Genomic DNA, 13,906 nt, shown 5'->3' on the forward strand with positions numbered 1-13,906 from the left:
CAACGCACACCAACAGGAGTCCTGATTGTCAAGAAGATCGCTTTTGCCGCGATGCTCGGCATTGTCAGCGCCAGCGCGCAGGCCGAGACCTTTGACCTCAACGTTTCCAGCGAGGCCGTGCGCGCCGCGCTTTCGGGGCCCTTGCGCTTTGGCGAGACCAACGGGGCTCGCTACGACATCGGCTACCTCTATTCCGACGACCGCGATGCCAGACTCAATGTCGGCCACGTCGGCCTATTGGTCAGCGGGGATGCCGGTGCGCGTTCGGCGAATGTCCATGTCGGCATCGGCATCCGCGCCGCGGGCATCGACCAGCGCGGTGCCGAGGGCGGTGCCGTCTCGGTCGGTGGCGAATTCGATGTGCGTTTGCCGTCGATGAACCGGCTCGGCCTGGTCGGCTACGCCTTCTATGCGCCGGATGTACTGGCCTTCGGCGACATCGACACCTATCTCGACGCAGCGCTGACGGTCGACTACGAGATCATCCGCAATGCCTCGGTATACGCGGGTTACCGCCAGGTGCGCGCCGGCATCGATGAAGTACGCGGCACGGACTTGCGCGACAACAGCCCGATCGTCGGCCTGCGTCTTCAGTTCTAGCATCGGCGGAGACCGCAGCAACCATGGCCGGACATTCCAAATGGTCCAACATCCAGCACCGCAAGAATGCGCAGGACAAGAAGCGCGGCGCGGTGTTCACCAAGCTGGTACGCGAGATCACCGTCGCCGCCCGACTCGGCGGCGGTGACCTTGAAGGCAATCCGCGGCTGCGTCTGGCGGTGGACAAGGCACTGGCCGTATCCATGCCCAAGGACAACATCGAGCGTGCCATCAAGCGTGGCAGCGGGCAGGACGAGAGCGCCAATGTGCAGGAGATTCGCTATGAAGGCTATGCCCCGGGCGGCATTGCCATCATGGTGGACTGCATGACGGACAACCAGAATCGTACCGTCGCGGAAGTGCGGCACGCCTTTTCGAAGAACGGCGGCAATCTGGGCGAGGATGGCTCGGTGGGTTACCTGTTCTCCCGCCTGGGCGTGATCCAGATCCCGCTCGACGAGACCACCACGGAAGACGCGGTCCTAGAAGCGGCACTGGAAGCCGGAGCGGAGGATGTGGTGACCGACGACGATGGGCAAGGGGTCGAAGTACTGACCCGGCCGGAGACCTTCCAGGAAGTGCGCGCCGCCCTTGAACAGGCGGGATTCGCTGTGACCGAGGCCGACGTCACCGAACGGCCGGCGACCACCATCGAGGTGACTGGGGAGCAGGCGGAGACCGTGCTCAAGCTACTCGAACGCCTGGATGATCTGGAAGACGTCCAGAACGTCTACAGCAACGCTGTCTTCTCCGAAGACGCCCTGAGCGCGTCCTAAGCGAGCCCGGCCGTGCGCATTTTGGGGGTGGACCCAGGATCGCGCGTCACGGGCTATGGCATCGTGGATGCAGATCGGCAACAGCTGCGCTGCGTGGCCGCCGGGGTCATCCAGCCGCCTCGAGTGGAGCCCGCCGCGCGTCTGGGACACATCCACACGGCCCTGACCGCGCTCATCCTGGAACATCGTCCCACCGTGCTGGCCATCGAGCGCGTATTCATCGCCAAGAATGCCGCCAGTGCCTTGATGCTGGGCCAGGCGCGGGGCGTGATACTGGCCTGCGCCGGCACGGCCGACATGGCGGTTTCCGAGTACAGCGCCTCCCAGATCAAGCAAGGGGTAGTGGGCAATGGCCGCGCCCGGAAGGAGCAGGTTCAGCACATGGTGGGCATACTCTTGGCGATGGATCTGAGCGCCCACGAACACGATACCACCGACGCGCTGGCCGCGGCCATCTGCCATGCCCACGGTCACCGTGTAGCAGCGCAGACCGGTCTACCTGCTGGAGCGCGCTGGTCACGGGCACGCCGCCGATGATTGGTCGACTGTCCGGACTTCTTGCCTCCAAGCAACCGCCATGGTTACTGGTGGATGTGGGTGGCGTCGGCTACGAGGTCGAGGCCCCGCTGTCCACCATCTTTCAGCTCGGCGAGTGCGGCAGCGAGGTCGTGCTGCACATTCATATGGTGGTACGCGAAGACGCCCAATTGCTCTACGGCTTTGCCACCGAAGCCGAACGGCGCCTGTTCCGCAATCTGATCCGCGCCAGTGGCGTCGGCCCCAAGCTGGCGCTCACCATCCTTTCCGGCCTGGGGGCAGAGGATTTCTGGCGCGCGGTCCGCGAGGACGATACTGCGGTCCTCATCAAGCTGCCCGGCGTCGGCCGCAAGACCGCCGAACGCCTGCTGGTGGAAATGCGCGATCGCGCTGAAGCCGAGGGCATGAACCTGGCCGCCACGGCGGGCACCGCCAGCGCCGCGAACCTCGGCGTACACAGCGCCCAGGATGAGGCCCGGGCCGCCTTGCTCGCGCTCGGCTACAAGCCCTCCGAAGCCGACAAGCTGGTCGATGCGGTACATCAGGACGGCATGGAAGCCGATGCCCTGCTGCGTGCGGCCCTGCGGAGAGCGGTGCGATGAGCGATCAGCGTCTGGTTGGCGCCGCCGCCGCGGGCGACGAGCAGAATGCCGATGCGCGCATTCGCCCGCGACGCTTCCGGGACTACGTGGGTCAGCCCGCGGTCCGCGAGCAGATGTCGCTGTTCGTGGACGCGGCCCGCGCGCGTGCGGAAGCCCTCGACCATGTGCTGATCTTCGGTCCACCCGGGCTCGGCAAGACCACCCTGGCGCATATCCTCGCCGAGGAGATGGGCGTTCAGCTCCGTCAGACCTCCGGCCCCGTGCTCGAAAAGCCCGGCGATCTTGCCGCGCTGCTGACCAACCTCGAACCCAACGACATCCTCTTTGTCGACGAGATACACCGCCTCAGCCCGCTGGTGGAAGAGGTGCTGTATCCGGCCATGGAGGACTGCCAGCTCGACATCATGATCGGGGAGGGGCCGGCTGCGCGTTCCATCCGCCTCGATCTGCCGCCTTTCACGCTGGTTGGCGCCACCACGCGCGCCGGCAGCCTGACCAGCCCGCTGCGCGACCGCTTCGGTATCGTGCAACGGCTGGAGTTCTACTCAGTGGAGGAGTTGTGCGGCATCGTCACCCGCGCCGCCGGCATCCTCCATGTCGCCATCAATCCCGAGGGGGCAGAGCAGATCGCGCGTCGCGCGCGCGGCACGCCACGAATCGCCAATCGATTGCTCCGGCGCGTTCGCGACTACGCGCAGGTCCGGGCCAGCGGACACATCGACGCGGACACTGCGCGGGCGGCGCTCGATATGCTCGACGTCGACGCCAATGGCCTGGATGTGCTCGACCGACGGCTGCTGCAGACCCTGATCGAGCGTTACGGCGGCGGGCCGGCAGGCATCGACGCGCTGGCTGCCGCCATCGGCGAGTCGCGCGATACGCTGGAGGACGTCATCGAGCCCTTCCTGGTGCAGAAAGGCTATCTGTTGCGCACGCCCCGCGGCCGCGTCGCCGGCGCTCCGGCCTGGCAGCAGATGGGCCTCACGCCCCCCGCGCAACCGGGCTCCGAATCCCTGTTCGACGCCTAGCGACCCGCCGATATGCACGACGCCCCTTCAGCCGCCGGCCTTGACCAGTCCATCCACCCCATTCGCGTCTATTACGAAGACACGGATGCCAGCGGCGTCGCCTACCATGGCAGCTATGTGCGCTGGATGGAACGCGGCCGTACCGAGTGGCTGCGTGCCAAGGGCGGCTCGCAGGCCTTGTTCATGATCGGTCAAGGTGTTGCCTTTACGCTGTCGCGCCTTGAGATGCGCTTCGTGTCCCCCGCGCGGCTCGACGATGCCCTCGAAGTGGTGACCACCGTCGAGCGCTTCGGTCGCGCCAGCATTGATTTTCGGCAGGAAGTGCGTCGACAGGACAGTGCGCAGATTCTGGTACGGGCCACCGCCCGTGTCGGCTGCGTGGATCAGCAGAGTTTTCGCCCGGCGCCATTGCCTTCATCCATTGCTCCACCAAGGAAACCCCACGCATGAGCGAAAAGATGTCCATAGTCGGCCTGATCGGCCAGGCCAGCCTTCTGGTCCAGATTGTGATGGCGTTGCTGCTGCTGGCGTCGGTGCTGTCCTGGGCGCTCATCCTCTCCAAGCGGGCGACCATTGCCAAAAGCGCGCGCGCCTCGGACAAATTCGAGGATCGCTTCTGGTCCGGCGGCAATCTCTCCGATTTGCACGCCTCCATCGCCCATGACAAGCAGCCCATCGGTCTGGTCGCGCTGTTCCAGCATGGCTATGACGCCTTCCTGCGCACCCGCGAAAGCAAGGGCGCGGATGTGGAGGACGTCATCACCAGCACCCATCGGGCATTGCGCGTCAGTCATGCCCGCGAAACCGAGCGCCTGGAATCCGGTCTGGCCATGCTCGCCACCATTGGCTCGGTCAGCCCCTATGTCGGCCTGTTCGGCACGGTGTGGGGCATCATGAATGCGTTCATTGCCATCGGGCAGGTCCAGCAGGCCACCGTCGCCATGGTCGCCCCCGGCATTGCCGAGGCGCTCATCGCGACCGCCATGGGCCTTTTCGCGGCCATTCCGGCCGTGGTCGCCTACAACCTGTTCACCAACCGACTGGCGCAGCTCGATCAGCGCTACCGCACCTTTGCGGATGAGTTCGCCGGCATTCTCGAGCGTGGCCTGCGGCACGAGAGCGCGTAATGAAAGAGGCGCCCATTCTCCAGACCGGCTCGCGCCGCAAACTGGCCCACGAGATGAACGTGGTGCCCTATATCGACGTCATGCTCGTGCTGCTCATCATTTTCATGGTGACAGCACCACTGCTGAGCCCGGGCATCGAAGTGCAGCTTCCGGAGGTCGGCGGCGAGCCGATGTCGCAGGAGGACAACGAACCGGTCACGCTCTACGTCAACCGCAACGGCCAGTACTTCCTCGACATAGGCGAAAACCAGGACCAGGCCTTGAGCGACGCGGAAGTGGAGCAGCGCGTGGCCGCGGTCATGCGCAATCAGCCGCAGCGCATGGTGCTGGTGCGTGCCGATGCCAAGGTGCCCTATGAGGCCGTGGCGCGCGGCGGCGTGCTGCTGCAGGCCGCCGGCGCGCAGCGCATCGGCTTCGTCACTGATCCGGAATCGCGACGCTGATGCCGCAGCGGCGCTACATCGTCGCAGCCTTTCTGCTGCATGTCGCAGTGGGCCTGCTCAGCCTGCTGTCGACCACACTTGGGCAGAAGCAGGTGCAGAAGCCGCAGGTCATTGAGGCCGTCATGCTGGATCCGACGCCTGCCGAGGTCGAGGCCGAGCGCGTGGCCCGCGAGCAGGCTGAGGCTGAGCAGCAGCGCCAGCAGGAAATCGAGCGCCAGCGCCGACTTGAGGAAGAAGCCCGCGAACGCGCGGAGGCGGAACGGCAGCGCCGACAGGAAGCTGAGCGCGAACGGCAGGAAGAAGCCAAGCGGCAGGCAGAGGCTGAGCGCAAGCGTCAGGAAGAGGCCAAGCGGCAAGCGGAGGAGGAGCGCAAGCGCCAGGAAATCGCGCGCCAGAAGGCGGAGGAAGAGCGCAAGCGCAAGGAAGCCGAAGCCCAGCGCAAGGCCGAAGAGGAACGCAAGCGTCAGGAGGAAGAAGCCCGACGCAAGGCCGAGGAAGAGCGCAAGCGCAAGGAAGAGGAAGCCCGTCGCAAGGCCGAAGAGGAGCGCAAGCGTCAGGAGGAAGAAGCCCGACGCAAGGCCGAGGAGGAACGCAAGCGCAAGGAAGCGGAAGCGCGTCGACGCGCTGAAGAGGAGCGCCGCCGTCAGGAAGCCGAGGCCCGGGCGAGAGCCCTGCAGGAACAGCTCGAAGCCGAGGAGCGCGGTCGCGTGCTGAACCAATGGGGTGCCCAGCTTCCGGCCCATATCGAGCGCTATTGGCGGCGTCCACCCGGTCTGTCCAGCAATCAGGTGCTGACCGCCAAGGTCTTCGTCCGGGTGTTGCCCAACGGGGAAGTCGTCGCCATCCGGATCACCGAGAGCTCGGGCAATACGCTCTTCGACCGCTCGGTCGAGCGTGCGGTTGAAACCTCATCGCCCCTGCCGTTGCCTTCTGATGGGCGTCCGCCTTCGGACGGCATCATCATCACTTTTGAGGAACCCAAACGATGACGCACTCCACCGGAGCCCGTACTGCAAGCCGGAGCAGCAGATGGTCGCGTTGCCTGCTGTCGATGAGCCTGATGGCGATGGCTGTGTTCGCCAACGTCGGCTACGCCCAGCTGGAGATCACCGTCCGTGGCGGCACCGAGCGTGCCATTCCGATCGCCGTCGTTCCGCTACAGGGCAATACCGCCGGTGACCCGGTCGATGTATCGCGCATCATCTCCAACAATCTGGAGCGCAGTGGACTGTTCGACCCACTGCCGCGCGAGGACATGCTGGAAAAGCCGGCCACGCCGGAGGATCTGAGCCTGCGCAACTGGCGGACCCTGGGCGTGGAATATGTCGTCTTCGGCCAGTTGCGCGCCAACAACGTGGTGCGCTTCCACCTGGTCGATGTCTTTAAGGGCGAACGGCTCATGGCCTACGACATGCCGGCGCCGCGGCAGGTCGAGCAGTTGCGCTATACCGCGCATGACGTCTCCGATCTGGTATTCGAGGGCATTACCGGCAACAAGGGCGTATTCAATACCCGCATTGCCTACGTCACCTCGACCGGGGCGGGGGACAACCAACGCTTCAAGCTCACGGTCGCCGACGCCGATGGCTACAACCCACGCGTTCTGGTGCGCTCCGACGAACCCATCATGTCGCCCGCCTGGTCGCCCGATGCGCGCAGCCTGGCCTACGTTGGCTACGAGAACGGGCGGTCCGCGATCTATACCATCGACGTATCCTCCGGCAATCGCAGGAAAGTCATCTCCGAGCCCGGCATCAACGGTTCGCCAGCGTGGTCACCGGATGGCCAGAAGCTTGCCATCACGCTGTCCTACGAGGAGAACCCGGACATCTACGTCCTCAACCTCAATAGCGGGCGCAAGGAACGCTTGACCAATCACTGGGGCATCGATACTGAAGCCGCCTGGTCACCGGATGGCGAGCGCATTGTATTTACTTCGGATCGCGGCGGTTCGCCCCAGATCTACCGAATGTCCGCCTCCGGCGGCTCGCCCCAGCGACTGACCTTCGATGGCCGCCAGAATCTGCGCGCCAGCTATGCCCCCAATGGCGAAAAGCTCGTGCTGGTGCACCAAAGCGACCGCGGCTACCAGATCGCGCTCTACGATCTCAAGCGCGACGCCATCCTGCCGCTGACCGACGGACGACTGGACGAAAGCCCGTCCTTTGCGCCCAACGGACAGCTCGTCATCTACGCCACCAACGGTGCCAGTGGCACCGAGCTGGCGACCGTGACAGTCGATGCCAGAGTGCGTCAGAATCTTCGCCAAGCCGGGAATGTCCGCGAGCCCGTTTGGTCTCCTTTTCTCAACGCACGCTGATTCCAGCGTGCCTTTTCCACCCTCACCTTACTAGGTGCCGTCATGCAAGTCCGTAACATCGTTATTCCCGCCGTTCTTGCCCTTTTCCTCGCTGCCTGTGGGTCCACCGCCGAGCGTGACAGCACGGCCGGCCAGACCACGGTTGGCGACAACACCGGCCGCGACGCCAGCACCGAGGGTGCGGGCGATCAGGGCCGTGGCTCCGCCAAGCCACTGCCAATGTCCGACGAAGAGCGTCAGGAGCAGCAGAAGCTCCAGTTGATGCAGAACAACACGGTCTACTTCGACTTCGACAGCTCCGAGTTGACCAGCGAGGCGCAGAGCACGGTGCGCCAGCACGCCGAGTTCCTGATCAACAACCCGAACGTCAGCGTGCGTCTGGAAGGCCATGCCGATGAGCGCGGCACGCGCGAGTACAACATTGGCCTCGGCGAGCGCCGTGCCCAGGCTGTCGCCCGCGTCCTGCTGTCTCGTGGCGTGAGCAGCGAGCAGTTTGAAATCATCAGCTACGGCGAAGAGCGTCCGGCCGTCCTCGGCTCCAACGAAGAAGCCTGGGCCAAGAACCGCCGCGTCGAAATCGTCTATCGCTAATGCCAAAAAACGAAGCGAAAGCATCCTTGCGGAGTCTCGCCGTCATCGTCGCAGCCGGTGTTCTCACATCGGCCTGCGCCGGCTTCGGTGGGCCGATCAACGAGGACGGTGAGCTTACCCCCGAGGAACGCCGTCTGCGCTCGATCGAGTCCCAACTCGATCGCAACAGCCGCCGCATCGATAATCTCGGCGAATCGCAGTTGTCCTCGCAGGGCAACATGGCGATTGCCGACGAGATGCGGAAGCTGCGCGGCCGGGTTGAGGAACTCCGCCATGAGCTGGAGCGCAGTGAACAGCGCAACCAGCAGCGGCTGAACGATATCGAGCGCCGTCTGGCCGCATTGGAGGGCGGTGGCGGCGGTTTCTCGACCGGAGGCGCAAGCGTAGGCGCTGGCAGCAATGCCAGTGTCGTCGCGCCCAGCCTCGACGGAAGTGATGCGGCGGGCCAGGGCGCATCCACACCGGCGCAGCCCGATCCGGCGGAAGAGAAGGCCTATCTGGAAGCCTTCGATCTGCTCAAGCAGGGCAAGTACTCGGACGCCATTCTCGGTTTCGAGAATGTCGTCCAGAATTGGCCCAACGGACGCTACGCCGATACCGCGCTGTACTGGGCAGGCGAATCGCACTATGTACAGCGCGAGTATCAGAAGGCGCTGGACAAGTTCCAGACCCTGCTCGACCAGCACCCGAACTCGAAGCGGACGCCGGATGCCTTGCTCAAGTCGGGTTTCTCCTATGAGGAACTCAACCGCAAGGACAAGGCGCGCGAGATGTTTCAGCGCATCGTCAACGAGTATCCGGATGCCAGCGCCGCCAATCTGGCCAAGCAGCGACTGGAGCGTCTGTCCTGAACTTGAGCGCACCGCAGGCACTCAAGGCTGCCCGACAGGTAGACGATAAGGGCGAGGATGTGCGTGGGACGCAGCTGTTGCGTATCACGGAGATCTTCCGCTCGCTGCAGGGGGAGGCCCGGGCAACCGGGCTTCCCACCTGTTTTGTACGGCTCACAGGCTGTCCCTTACGTTGTCATTACTGCGATACCGCCTACGCCTTTCACGGCGGCACAAAGCAGAGTATCGATGAGGTACTTGCCAGCGTTGCCGAAAAGGGCGTGCGCCACGTCTGCGTGACCGGCGGCGAACCGCTCGCACAACGCGCCTGCTGGCCCTTGCTCACTGCACTCTGCGATTCTGGCTATGAAGTCAGCATCGAGACCAGCGGTGCCATCGACTTCTCCACCATCGACGCCCGCGTGCATCGCGTGGTCGACATCAAGACGCCCGCATCCGGCGAGGTGGACCGGCAGTGCTGGACGGCCCTGGAAAGCCTGCGGCCAACCGATCAGCTCAAGTTCGTCATCAGTTCCCGCGCGGACTATGACTGGGCCCTTGGCGTCATCGCCGAACGGCTGCAGAACATCCCCGCGGAAATCCTGATGTCGCCGGCTGTTCCGGCGCTGTCGCCGGCCACCCTGGCCGACTGGATCGTGGCCGATGCACCGCCGGTGCGCTTTCAGGTGCAGCTCCACAAGATCCTGTGGGGCGACACGCCAGGGCGCTAGGAGTTCACGTGACCCAATACGCCCGCGCCGTGGTGCTGCTGTCCGGTGGCCTGGATTCCGCCACCACCCTGGCCATGGCCCGCAACGAAGGCTTCGACTGCTACACCATGGCGGTGCACTACGGCCAGCGCCACCGCGTCGAGCTCGATGCCTCGCGCGCGCTGTCAGAGACCATGGGCGCGCTGGAGCACCGCGAGCTGGATGTCTCGGCCATTGGCGCCTTTGGCGGTTCGGCCCTCACCGACCAGACGGTCGCCGTACCGGAGACGCGCAGCGAAGGGATTCCGGTCACCTACGTCCCCGCGCGCAATACGCTGTTCCTGAGTATTGCCCTGGGTTGGGCCGAAGTACTCAATGCCCGCGCCATCTTCATCGGCGTCAATGCCGTTGACTATTCCGGCTATCCCGACTGCCGACCGGCCTTCATCGAGGCCTTCCGCAACCTTGCCGCGGTTGCCACCAAGGCGGGGGTGGAAGGCCAACCCACCGAGATCCGTGCGCCCTTGATCGACATGACCAAGGCCGAGATCATTCGCGCCGGCAGTGCACTCGGTGTGGACTACGCGCAAACCATCTCCTGCTATCAGCCGGATGCGGATGGCCGCGCCTGCGGCCGCTGCGATGCCTGCTATCTGCGCCGCCAGGGTTTCGAGGAAGCCGGCGTGCCCGATCCCACGCGCTACATCGAAGCGGCAGACTAGCCCGGCGTCCGCTTCGGCCTTGCCTTGGCCCGTTTGATGCATCATCGGGACACAGGCCATAAGAAAAGCGACGCGAGACATGCACCCCATCCGCAAGCTGCTGGTAGCCAACCGATCCGAGATCGCCATTCGTATCATGCGTGCGGCGGCCGAATTGGGGATTCCGACCGTCGCGATCTACGCACGCGAAGACCGTTTCTCGCTGCATCGCTTCAAGGCGGATGAAAGCTATCTGGTAGGCGAGGGCGCCAAACCCATTGCCGCGTACCAGGCCATCGACGACATTCTGCGCATTGCCCGCCAGTGCGGTGCCGACGCCATCCATCCCGGCTACGGCTTCCTCTCCGAGAGCCCTGAGTTCGCCGACGCCTGCGCCAAGGCCGGCATTGCCTTCATCGGCCCGACCGGCGATGTCATGCGCACGCTGGGCAACAAGATTGCCGCGCGCCAGGCGGCTGAAGCGGCTGGCGTACCGGTCATGCCTGCCAGTCCAGCCCTGCCCGAGGACATGGCCGAGATTCGCTCCATCGCCGAGTCCATCGGCTACCCGCTGATGCTGAAGGCAAGCTGGGGCGGCGGCGGACGCGGCATGCGCATCGTGGAATCCAGCGACGATCTCGAATCCACCGTGCCGGTCGCCCGCCGCGAGGCCCAGGCCGCTTTCGGCAATGGCGAGCTGTATTTCGAGAAGCTGGTGCGCCGCGCGCGCCACGTCGAGGTGCAGTTGCTAGGCGATACCCACGGCAATCTGGTGCATCTCTACGAGCGCGACTGCTCCGTGCAGCGCCGTAACCAGAAGGTGGTCGAACGCGCCCCGGCGGCCTTTCTCACCGAAGCGCAGCGCGAAGACCTGTGCAACGCCGCCCTCAAGCTGGGGCGGGCGGTCAACTACACGCATGCCGGCACCGTCGAGTTTCTGATGGATGCGGACACCGACGCCTTCTATTTCATCGAGGTCAATCCGCGCATCCAGGTCGAGCACACGGTGACCGAGGAAATCACCGGCATCGACATCGTCAAGGCGCAGATCCGCATCACCGAAGGCGCGCGCATCGGAGACGGCATCTGCGGTGTGCCGGAGCAAAGCGGCATCGAGCATCACGGCTTCGCCCTGCAGTGCCGCGTTACGACGGAGGACCCGGAGAACGACTTCCGTCCCGACTATGGCCGCCTGACGGTCTATCGCAGCGCCTCCGGTTTCGGGGTGCGCCTGGATGGTGGCACCGCCTATTCGGGCGGCGTCATCACGCCCTTCTATGACTCCCTGCTCACCAAAGTCACCACCTGGGCGCCGACCAACACCGAGACGGTGCAGCGCATGGATCGCGCGCTGCGCGAATTCCGCATCCGCGGACTGGCCTGCAATCTGCAGTTCCTGGAAAACGTCATCAATCATCCGGTGTTTCAGAGCGGTGAGGCCACCACGCGCTTCATCGATCAGACGCCGGAGCTGTTCCAGTTCAGCAAGCGGCGCGACCGCGCCACCCGACTGCTGCGCTTCATCGGCGAAATGACCGTCAACGGCAACCCGGAAATGAAGGGCAGGGAACCGCTCGGCGAGCGCCCGCCCGCGCCCATCATGCCCAAGGCCGATCTTTCGATGGAGCCGCCTCCCGGCGCCCGCCAGCGCTTGCAGGAACTGGGGCCGGAGGGCTTCGCGCAATGGATGCTGGAGCAGCGTCAGGTGCTGCTCACCGACACCACCATGCGCGACGCCCATCAGTCGCTGTTCGCCACGCGTATGCGTAGCGAAGACATGCGGCGCATCGCACCCTACTACGCGCGCCTGCTGCCACAGATGATGTCGATGGAATGCTGGGGCGGAGCCACCTTCGACGTGGCCATGCGCTTCCTGCGCGAGGATCCCTGGCAGCGCCTGCGCGAGCTGCGGGCAGCCATGCCGAACATCCTCACGCAGATGTTGCTGCGCGCCTCCAATGCGGTGGGCTACACCAACTATCCGGATAACGTCGTCAAGTATTTCGTGCAGCAGGCCGCCGACAACGGCATCGACCTGTTCCGCGTTTTCGATTCCCTCAACAGCGTCGAGAACATGCGCGTGGCCATCGACGCTGTGCGCGAAACCGGCGCCCTGTGCGAGGCCGCCATCTGTTACACCGGTGATCTGCTCGACCCCGGCCGACCCAAGTACAAGCTGGATTACTACCTGCGACTGGCACGGGAGGTGGAAGCGGCCGGCGCACACGTGATTGGCATCAAGGACATGGCCGGCCTATGCAAACCCGAGGCCGCACGCCAGCTTGTCACCGCGCTCAAGGACACCGTCAATGTGCCGGTACATTTCCATACCCACGACACCAGCGGCATCAGTGCGGCCAGCGTGCTTGCGGCCGTCGAGGCCGGCGTGGACGCGGTTGATGGCGCCATGGACGCGATGAGTGGGCTGACCTCGCAGCCCAATCTCGGCGGCATCGTCGCGGCCCTGCGCGGCGGCCCACGCGACCCGGGGCTGGATACCGAGGCCATGCGTGCCATCTCGCAGTACTGGGAAGGTGCGCGCCGCTACTACGCCGCCTTCGAGCCGGACATCCGCTCGGGCACGGCCGATGTCTATCGCCACGAAATGCCCGGCGGGCAGTACACCAATCTGCGCGAACAGGCGCGGGGGCTGGGGCTCGAATCGCGTTGGCCGGAGGTCGCCCAGGCCTATGCCGACGTGAACCAGCTCTTTGGCGACATCGTCAAGGTCACCCCCAGCTCCAAGGTGGTGGGGGACATGGCGTTGTTTCTGATGGCCAACAATCTCAGCACCGCCGATGTCCTCGACCCGGAACGCGGGATCGCATTCCCCGAATCGGTGGTCTCGCTGATGCGGGGTGAACTCGGTTTTCCGGAGGATGGCTTCCCGGAGGCCATCCAGAGAAAGGTCCTCGGCGACGAAAAGCCGCTCACCGAGCGCCCCGGCGCCGTACTGCCCCCCACGGACCTCGAAGCCGAACACGCCAAGCTGATCGAGCGCTTTGGCGAGGACCAGATCAGCGATACCGATCTCGCCTCGCACCTGATGTATCCCAAGGTCTTCGCCGATTACGCCGAGCACCGCAAGACCTATGGCGACGTCTCGGTATTGCCCACCAGCGTCTTCTTCGAAGGGATGCTGGAGAACGAGGAGATCGCGGTTGACCTCGAACCGGGCAAGACCCTACTGATCCGACTGCTGGGCCGCGCCGAATCCGCCGAGCAGGGGGTGGAGAAGATTTTCTTCGAGCTCAACGGTCAGCCTCGTACGGTTCGTATTCGTGCGGAAGCGGCGGGGCCGGTGGAGGAAGCGCCCGTGGCCGAGGCGGGCAATCCAGCCCATGTTGGCGCGCCCATGCCAGGCATGGTGGCTACTGTCAGCGTCCAGGTCGGCACCAAGGTGCGTAAGGGCGATGCCCTGCTCTCCATTGAAGCGATGAAAATGGAAACCCAGATCCGCGCAGAGCGCGACGGCACCGTTGAGGCGGTTCACGTCCAAGCTGGCCAGACCGTCAATGCCCGCGATCTGTTGATCGTCTACCAGGGCTGAAGTCCCCCTCCACCCACCGTCTGCACCTCGCGTCCAATAGCGGATGCGAATCGTGCGCATTCGCCTTGACAATGGATTCGCATTTGCGTCT

The 13,906-nt window shown here is 64.8% G+C and carries 15 protein-coding genes; all 15 read left to right on the top strand.

The genetic code is table 11. The features are described from left to right. The first annotated feature begins 36 nt into the window (after positions 1-36). The 15 genes from ACOOFO_RS09830 to ACOOFO_RS09900 all read left to right on the top strand — a co-directional run bounded on the left by ACOOFO_RS09830 (position 37) and on the right by ACOOFO_RS09900 (position 13,815). Positions 37-600 carry a YfaZ family outer membrane protein gene (locus ACOOFO_RS09830; RefSeq protein WP_420429722.1) on the top strand — a complete coding sequence of 188 codons (564 nt, stop codon included), beginning with the start codon at positions 37-39 and terminating at the stop codon, positions 598-600. Between the two features lie 23 nt (positions 601-623). Continuing rightward, on the top strand, positions 624-1,376 hold the full coding sequence (locus ACOOFO_RS09835) for a YebC/PmpR family DNA-binding transcriptional regulator (protein ID WP_420426599.1): 753 nt from the start codon (positions 624-626) through the stop codon (positions 1,374-1,376). A gap of 12 nt (positions 1,377-1,388) precedes the next feature. Next, entirely contained in the window at positions 1,389-1,913 is a 525-nt protein-coding gene (gene ruvC, locus ACOOFO_RS09840; RefSeq protein WP_420426600.1) for a crossover junction endodeoxyribonuclease RuvC, read from the top strand. After that, the gene (gene ruvA, locus ACOOFO_RS09845) at positions 1,910-2,515 is read left to right on the top strand and encodes a Holliday junction branch migration protein RuvA (protein ID WP_420426601.1); all 606 of its coding nucleotides are present in this window, start codon (positions 1,910-1,912) and stop codon (positions 2,513-2,515) included. The genes ruvC and ruvA overlap by 4 nt, the downstream gene beginning before the upstream one ends. After that, positions 2,512-3,543: a Holliday junction branch migration DNA helicase RuvB gene (ruvB, locus tag ACOOFO_RS09850; protein ID WP_420426602.1), complete on the top strand. Its 1,032-nt coding sequence runs from the start codon at positions 2,512-2,514 to the stop codon at positions 3,541-3,543. Before ruvA ends, ruvB begins: the two co-directional genes overlap by 4 nt. Positions 3,544-3,555: 12 nt before the next feature. Continuing rightward, positions 3,556-3,993, top strand: coding sequence for a YbgC/FadM family acyl-CoA thioesterase (locus ACOOFO_RS09855; RefSeq protein ID WP_420426603.1), 438 nt, complete (start codon positions 3,556-3,558; stop codon positions 3,991-3,993). Beyond that, positions 3,990-4,670 (top strand): protein TolQ, encoded by a 681-nt coding sequence (gene tolQ / locus ACOOFO_RS09860; RefSeq protein ID WP_420426604.1) that lies wholly within the window; start codon positions 3,990-3,992, stop codon positions 4,668-4,670. Before ACOOFO_RS09855 ends, tolQ begins: the two co-directional genes overlap by 4 nt. Next, entirely contained in the window at positions 4,670-5,113 is a 444-nt protein-coding gene (tolR, locus tag ACOOFO_RS09865) for a protein TolR (protein ID WP_420426605.1), read from the top strand. The genes tolQ and tolR overlap by 1 nt, the downstream gene beginning before the upstream one ends. Beyond that, positions 5,113-6,102 carry a cell envelope integrity protein TolA gene (tolA, locus tag ACOOFO_RS09870; RefSeq protein WP_420426606.1) on the top strand — a complete coding sequence of 330 codons (990 nt, stop codon included), beginning with the start codon at positions 5,113-5,115 and terminating at the stop codon, positions 6,100-6,102. Before tolR ends, tolA begins: the two co-directional genes overlap by 1 nt. 77 nt (positions 6,103-6,179) lie before the next feature. Next, entirely contained in the window at positions 6,180-7,433 is a 1,254-nt protein-coding gene (gene tolB, locus ACOOFO_RS09875; protein ID WP_420426607.1) for a Tol-Pal system beta propeller repeat protein TolB, read from the top strand. A gap of 42 nt (positions 7,434-7,475) precedes the next feature. Continuing rightward, positions 7,476-8,024, top strand: a complete 549-nt coding sequence (gene pal / locus ACOOFO_RS09880; protein WP_420426608.1) for a peptidoglycan-associated lipoprotein Pal — start codon at positions 7,476-7,478, stop codon at positions 8,022-8,024. Positions 8,025-8,050: 26 nt separating this feature from the next. Then, positions 8,051-8,875: a tol-pal system protein YbgF gene (gene ybgF, locus ACOOFO_RS09885; protein WP_420426609.1), complete on the top strand. Its 825-nt coding sequence runs from the start codon at positions 8,051-8,053 to the stop codon at positions 8,873-8,875. A 77-nt stretch (positions 8,876-8,952) separates the two neighbouring features. Beyond that, entirely contained in the window at positions 8,953-9,585 is a 633-nt protein-coding gene (gene queE / locus ACOOFO_RS09890) for a 7-carboxy-7-deazaguanine synthase QueE (RefSeq protein WP_420429724.1), read from the top strand. A gap of 8 nt (positions 9,586-9,593) precedes the next feature. Beyond that, entirely contained in the window at positions 9,594-10,286 is a 693-nt protein-coding gene (queC, locus tag ACOOFO_RS09895; RefSeq protein ID WP_420426610.1) for a 7-cyano-7-deazaguanine synthase QueC, read from the top strand. A 79-nt stretch (positions 10,287-10,365) separates the two neighbouring features. Continuing rightward, a complete protein-coding gene (locus tag ACOOFO_RS09900; RefSeq protein WP_420426611.1) occupies positions 10,366-13,815 on the top strand; it encodes a pyruvate carboxylase in 3,450 nt (1,149 codons plus the stop codon). Positions 13,816-13,906 lie beyond the last annotated feature (91 nt).

This window comes from Algiphilus sp. (assembly GCF_965216485.1).
GTDB lineage: Bacteria > Pseudomonadota > Gammaproteobacteria > Nevskiales > Nevskiaceae > Algiphilus.

Bases quoted from the DNA above. Each gene is read 5' to 3' on its own strand.
- ACOOFO_RS09835 (WP_420426599.1), top strand. From the start codon at position 624: ATGGCCGGACATTCCAAATGGTCCAACATCCAGCACCGCAAGAATGCG.
- ruvA (WP_420426601.1), top strand. From the start codon at position 1,910: ATGATTGGTCGACTGTCCGGACTTCTTGCCTCCAAGCAACCGCCATGG.
- ruvB (WP_420426602.1), top strand. From the start codon at position 2,512: ATGAGCGATCAGCGTCTGGTTGGCGCCGCCGCCGCGGGCGACGAGCAG.
- ACOOFO_RS09855 (WP_420426603.1), top strand. From the start codon at position 3,556: ATGCACGACGCCCCTTCAGCCGCCGGCCTTGACCAGTCCATCCACCCC.
- tolQ (WP_420426604.1), top strand. From the start codon at position 3,990: ATGAGCGAAAAGATGTCCATAGTCGGCCTGATCGGCCAGGCCAGCCTT.
- tolR (WP_420426605.1), top strand. From the start codon at position 4,670: ATGAAAGAGGCGCCCATTCTCCAGACCGGCTCGCGCCGCAAACTGGCC.
- tolA (WP_420426606.1), top strand. From the start codon at position 5,113: ATGCCGCAGCGGCGCTACATCGTCGCAGCCTTTCTGCTGCATGTCGCA.
- tolB (WP_420426607.1), top strand. From the start codon at position 6,180: ATGGCTGTGTTCGCCAACGTCGGCTACGCCCAGCTGGAGATCACCGTC.
- pal (WP_420426608.1), top strand. From the start codon at position 7,476: ATGCAAGTCCGTAACATCGTTATTCCCGCCGTTCTTGCCCTTTTCCTC.
- ACOOFO_RS09900 (WP_420426611.1), top strand. From the start codon at position 10,366: ATGCACCCCATCCGCAAGCTGCTGGTAGCCAACCGATCCGAGATCGCC.